The sequence below is a fragment of the Streptomyces sp. YIM 98790 genome (assembly GCF_011421595.1).
Taxonomy (GTDB): Bacteria; Actinomycetota; Actinomycetes; order Streptomycetales; family Streptomycetaceae; genus Streptomyces.
The window spans coordinates 1-5,768 of record NZ_WTLH01000273.1; the positions used below are offsets into that span (position 1 = coordinate 1).

At 73.3% G+C, this 5,768-nt stretch carries 4 protein-coding genes; all 4 read left to right on the forward strand.

The window, feature by feature from the left end; genetic code table 11:
• A partial coding sequence (locus GQS09_RS26460; protein ID WP_207958311.1) for a response regulator occupies nt 1-588 on the forward strand: 588 nt, incomplete at its 5' end.
• A gap of 206 nt (nt 589-794) precedes the next feature.
• Complete coding sequence (locus GQS09_RS26465) at nt 795-1,481, forward strand: two-component system response regulator (protein WP_165990068.1); 687 nt, start codon at nt 795-797, stop codon at nt 1,479-1,481.
• A 60-nt stretch (nt 1,482-1,541) separates the two neighbouring features.
• Nucleotides 1,542-4,628, forward strand: coding sequence for a DNA translocase FtsK (locus GQS09_RS30050; RefSeq protein ID WP_399552610.1), 3,087 nt, complete (start codon nt 1,542-1,544; stop codon nt 4,626-4,628).
• A 229-nt stretch (nt 4,629-4,857) separates the two neighbouring features.
• Nucleotides 4,858-5,685 carry a helix-turn-helix domain-containing protein gene (locus GQS09_RS26475; RefSeq protein WP_165990069.1) on the forward strand — a complete coding sequence of 276 codons (828 nt, stop codon included), beginning with the start codon at nt 4,858-4,860 and terminating at the stop codon, nt 5,683-5,685.
• Nucleotides 5,686-5,768 lie beyond the last annotated feature (83 nt).

Below are 5,768 nucleotides of genomic sequence, written 5' to 3' on the forward strand. Positions count from 1 at the left end.
GAGCGCCCGGGCGGCCCGGCAGCCGCCAACGGCTCGGCGCAGCGGGAGCCGGAGGGCGCCATGACGCTCGCCGAGCGCACCGCGGAATCCCTGGCCCGGCGCCGGCGGATGCGTGCCGAGGAGCCGGCGGCCGGTACCCGGGCCGAGCAGCCCGGCGTCCCGGCCGGGGAGGAGGCGCCGCGCCAGCAGTACTCCTTCGGCCAGCAGAAGGTGCTGATCGTGGACGACGACGTGCGCAACGTCTTCGCCCTGACCAGCGTGCTGGAGCAGCACGGCCTGCAGGTGCTGTACGCGGAGAACGGCCGGGAGGGCATCGAGCGGCTGGAGTCCCACGAGGACGTGGCCCTGGTGCTGATGGACATCATGATGCCGGAGATGGACGGCTACGCCACCACCTCGGCGATCCGGCGGATGCCGCAGTTCTCCGGGCTGCCGATCGTGGCGCTGACCGCCAAGGCCATGAAGGGCGACCGGGAGAAGAGCATCGAGTCCGGCGCCTCGGACCACGTCACCAAGCCGGTGGACCCGGACTACCTGCTGTCCGTGATCAGCCGGTGGCTGAGCGACGAGGAGCGGCCCGAGTCCTGAACAACACCGCCGCCGGCGCCCGGAATCGGGGAACTTTCCGGGCGCCGGGCACGTTCCGATGCGTGACGGTGACATCATCGTGACTGGGTGTGTCCGGGCCTGGGATGCGGCTACCATGTGCGGCACGGACAGCGGGGCGGCGCATCAGGGTGCCGTCCCGGCGTGGCAGCAAGCGGCCAAGCCGCGGGGCGGAGGAGGAGCAGGCCATGGTGCAGAAGGCCAAGATCCTCCTGGTCGATGACCGGCCGGAGAATCTGCTCGCGCTGGAGGCCATTCTCTCGGCGCTCGATCAGACCCTGGTCCGGGCATCCTCCGGGGAGGAGGCGCTCAAGGCGCTGCTCACGGACGATTTCGCGGTGATCCTGCTGGATGTGCAGATGCCGGGAATGGACGGCTTCGAGACGGCCGCGCACATCAAGCGGCGCGAGCGCACCCGGGACATCCCGATCATCTTCCTCACCGCGATCAACCACGGGCCGCACCACACCTTCCGCGGCTACGCCGCGGGCGCGGTGGACTACATCTCCAAGCCGTTCGACCCGTGGGTGCTGCGCGCCAAGGTCTCGGTCTTCGTGGACCTCTACATGAAGAACCTTCAGCTCCGTGAGCAGGCCGCGCTGTTGCGGCGCGAGCTGGACGGCGGCACCGTCCCGGAGAACGGCCACGGCCAGGTCAACGGCGGCCTGCTGCCGGAGCTTTCGGCGCGGCTGGCGGCGGTCGAGGAGCAGGCCGAGGCGCTGACCAAGGAGCTGGAGAAGGCGCCGGGCAGCAGCACCACGGCGGTGGCCACCGCGGCTCATCTGGAGCGCAAGCTGCGTTCCCTGCGGCGTGCCTTCGACGCCCTCGACCCCGGCGGCCAGGGCCCGGACCAGGGGAACCGGCCGGCTTCCTGATCCGGCGTCGGGCACGGCATCCTCCGTGCCGCGGCCGGCGGTCCCCGGTAACCTCACCCCATGGCCTCAGGTACGTCCGGCAGGAATCCCCAGGGCGCGCGCGCCGGGCGCAGTGGCGGGGGAACGAAGAAGGCGGCAGCCGGTAAACCGGCTGCCGGGAAGGCGGCTGTGAAGAACCCCGCCGCCAAGAAGACCACCGCCGGCAGGACCGGCGCGAAGAAGGCGGCGGCCGCCAAGGCCCCGGCGGCGCGGCAGCCGCCGCGCAACCCGGTGCTGCGGCTGCTGCGCGCGCTCTGGCTGGGCGTCGCCCACCCGCTGGGAGCGCTGCTGCGCTCGATAGGGCAGGGCGCCAAGGGGCTCGACCCCGCGCACCGCAAGGACGGCGAGGCGCTGCTGCTGATCGGCCTGGCCCTGGTGGTGGCCGCCGGCACCTGGTCCAGCCCGCAGGGCCCGGTGGGGGATCTGGTGACGCTGGTGGTCACCGGCGCGCTGGGCCGGCTCGACCTGGTGCTGCCGCTGCTGCTGCTGTTTATGGCCGTGCGGCTGTTCCGCCATCCCCAGCAGCCGGAGGCCAATGGACGGATCGTCATCGGGCTGAGCGCGCTGGTCTTCGGCGTGCTGGGGCTGGTGCACATCGGTGCCGGAGCCCCGGGCCGCAGCGCCGGGGCCCAGGCCATGCAGGACGCCGGCGGGTTGATCGGCTGGGCCGCCTCCCGGCCGCTGATCTTCCTGGTGGGCGATGTGCTGGCGGTGCCGCTGCTGGTGCTGGTGACGGTGTTCGGGCTGCTGGTGGTGACGGCCACACCGGTGAACGCGATCCCGCAGCGGCTGCGGGCGGCCGCGGTCCGGCTGGGTGTGCTGGAGGCGCCGCAGCCGTCCGGTGCCGGGCACGGCACCGCGGCGGGCGCCGGAGCGGACGGCGGAGCGGACGGCGGTGACGGCGCCGAGCCGGAGCCCTGGGACACCGTCGAGGAGGACGAACTGCGCACCCGGGCCCGGCTGCGCGCCCTGCCCGGCGGCCGGGACACCTCCGGCGGCGAGGGGCAGGGCCGGGGCCGCGGCCGGCGCCGCACCCCGCGGCACGCGCCGGAGCCCTCCGCCGGGGACTACGTGGTGGGCGACCCGGTGGACGTGGCCGCCGCCGCTGCCGCCGCGCTGGACGGCGCGGTGCTGCACGGTGTCCAGCCCTCGCCCGTGGTGGCCGATCTCAGCAGCCGGATCAGCATGCGCCACGGCGACCCGGCCACCGCCTCGGTGGGCGCGGTGGCACCCGCGGACCCGGCCCGGGACGGGCGGCCCGGCGGCGGACGCGCCGACGGCCCGGAGAGCGGAGNTGCCGCCGCGCTGGACGGCGCGGTGCTGCACGGTGTCCAGCCCTCGCCCGTGGTGGCCGATCTCAGCAGCCGGATCAGCATGCGCCACGGCGACCCGGCCACCGCCTCGGTGGGCGCGGTGGCACCCGCGGACCCGGCCCGGGACGGGCGGCCCGGCGGCGGACGCGCCGACGGCCCGGAGAGCGGAGGCTCCGGTGACGCGGCGGCGGACAGCGGCGAGACCGGGGCGCCCCCGGCGGGCGCCCGGGTGCCGGATCTGACCAAGTCCTCTCCCGATCCCGCCGGGCCCCTGCCGCCGCGTGCCGAACAGCTCCGGCTGGCCGGTGACATCACCTATGCGCTGCCGTCCCTGGACCTGCTGGAGCGCGGCGGCCCGGGCCGTACCCGCAGCCCCGCCAACGACGCCGTGGTGGAATCCCTCACCTCCGTCTTCACCCAGTTCAAGGTGGACGCCCGGGTCACCGGTTTCACCCGCGGCCCGACCGTGACCCGTTACGAGGTGGAACTCGGCCCGGCCGTGAAGGTGGAGAAGATCACCGCGCTCACCAAGAACATCGCCTACGCGGTGGCCAGCCCGGACGTGCGGATCATCAGCCCGATCCCGGGCAAGTCGGCGGTCGGCATCGAGATCCCCAACAGCGACCGGGAGATGGTCAACCTCGGGGACGTGCTGCGCACCGCCGAGGCGGTCGGCGAGGACCACCCGCTGCTGGTGGCGCTGGGCAAGAACGTCGAGGGCGGCTACGAGACGGCGAACCTGGCGCGCATGCCGCACCTGCTGGTGGCCGGCGCCACCGGCTCCGGCAAGTCCTCCAGCATCAACTGCCTGATCACCTCGCTGCTGGTGCGGGCCACCCCGGAACAGGTACGGCTGGTGCTGGTCGACCCCAAGCGGGTGGAGCTGACCGCCTACGAGGGCATCCCGCACCTGATCACCCCGATCATCACCAACCCCAAACGGGCGGCCGAGGCGCTCCAGTGGGTGGTGCGCGAGATGGACCTGCGCTACGACGACCTCGCCGCCTACGGCTACCGGCACATCGACGACTTCAACGCGGCGGTGCGCTCCGGCAAGGTCACCGCGGCCGAGGGCGAGGACCGCGAGCTGACGCCGTACCCGTACCTGCTGGTGATCGTGGACGAGCTGGCCGACCTGATGATGGTGGCGCCGCGCGACGTGGAGGACGCCATCGTGCGGATCACCCAGCTCGCCCGCGCCGCGGGCATCCATCTGGTGCTGGCCACCCAGCGGCCCAGCGTGGACGTGGTGACCGGCCTGATCAAGGCCAATGTGCCGTCCCGGCTGGCCTTCGCCACCTCCTCGCTCGCCGACAGCCGGGTCATCCTGGACCAGGCCGGGGCGGAGAAACTGATCGGCAAGGGCGACGCGCTGTTCCTGCCCATGGGCGCCGGCAAACCCGTGCGGATGCAGGGCGCGTTCGTCACCGAGGAGGAGGTCGCCGCGGTCGTCGCGCACTGCAAGGAGCAGATGGCCCCGGTGTTCCGCGACGACGTGGTGGCCGGCGGCAAGGGGCGGAAGAAGGAGATCGACGAGGACATCGGCGACGACCTCGATCTGCTCTGCCAGGCCGCGGAGCTGGTGGTCACCACCCAGTTCGGCTCCACCTCCATGCTGCAGCGCAAGCTGCGCGTCGGCTTCGCCAAGGCGGGCCGGCTGATGGACCTGATGGAGAGCCGCGGCGTGGTCGGCCCCAGCGAGGGCTCCAAGGCCCGTGACGTCCTGGTCAAACCGGACGAACTCGACGGCGTTCTTGCCCTGCTCCGGGGTGAAAACGGGGAAGGACGAGGATGACCGGCCGGCGCAGGGGGAAGGGCTTGCGGCACGGCCGCCGCCGGCCGGTGCGCCACCCCGCGGGGCGCATTGTCCGGCGGCCGGCCCCAGCCCGCCAGCCGCGCCGGACCGTTGGAGCGGCCGGCACCAAATGGCCCACAAACTGAGGTCATCCCGCTTGCCGCTCCCTTCCCCCGAGCCCCTAGACTTGTCCGCATAACACGCGGCTTCACGCTCGAAAGGCGCCCCCGTGTCCCACGGCAACTCACCCCCCAGCGACCGGCCTTCGGTCGGCCGGACCCTGCAGCAGGCCCGCGTGGCCGCCAAGCTGACCGTGGAGGAGGTCAGCGCGACCACACGCGTACGCGTCCCCATCATCCAGTCCATCGAACAGGACGACTTCTCGCGCTGCGGCGGCGACGTCTACGCCCGCGGCCATATCCGGACGCTGGCGCGCGCCGTGGGAATCGATCCGGCCGAGCTGATCGAGCAGTTCAACGCCGAGCGCGGCACCGCGCCGGTGACGGTGCCGACCGCTCCGGTGTTCGAGGCCGAGCGGATCCGGCCGGAGCCGCGCCGCCCGAACTGGACCGCCGCCATGATGGCCGCCATCGTGGCGGTCGTCGGGTTCGTGGCGTTCACCGTGTTCAGCGGCGACGACAAGGACACCGGGACGGTCGCCGAGGACGCGGGCGGCGGCCCGCAGGCCGAGGAGTCCCCCGGCCCGGATCCGGACAAGCAGTCCGGCAATCCCGGCTCCGACCCCAAGCAGGACCCGGAGCCCACCCCGACCGACAGCGCGGTGGCCGGTGTCCCCGCGGACAAGGTCACGGTCAAGGTGCAGGCCAGCGGACGCAGCTGGATCTCGGTCAAGGACCAGAACGGCCAGCAGCTGTTCGAGGGCGAGCTGAACGACGGCGACTCCGAGACCTTCACCGCCGACGAGCAGATCGACCTGGTCACCGGGAACGCCGGAGCCATAGAGCTGTACGTCAACGGCAAGCACATCAAGGACGTGGGCGGCCCCGGCGAGGTGCAGCGCCTCAGCTTCACCAAGGGCGACCCCGAGGAGGGCTGAGCCCTCGCGGTCCTTCTCCGGCCCCCGCCGCGGCGCGCCCGCGGCGGGGGCCGCTGCCCGTGCGGCCGCCGGCCGCCGTGCGG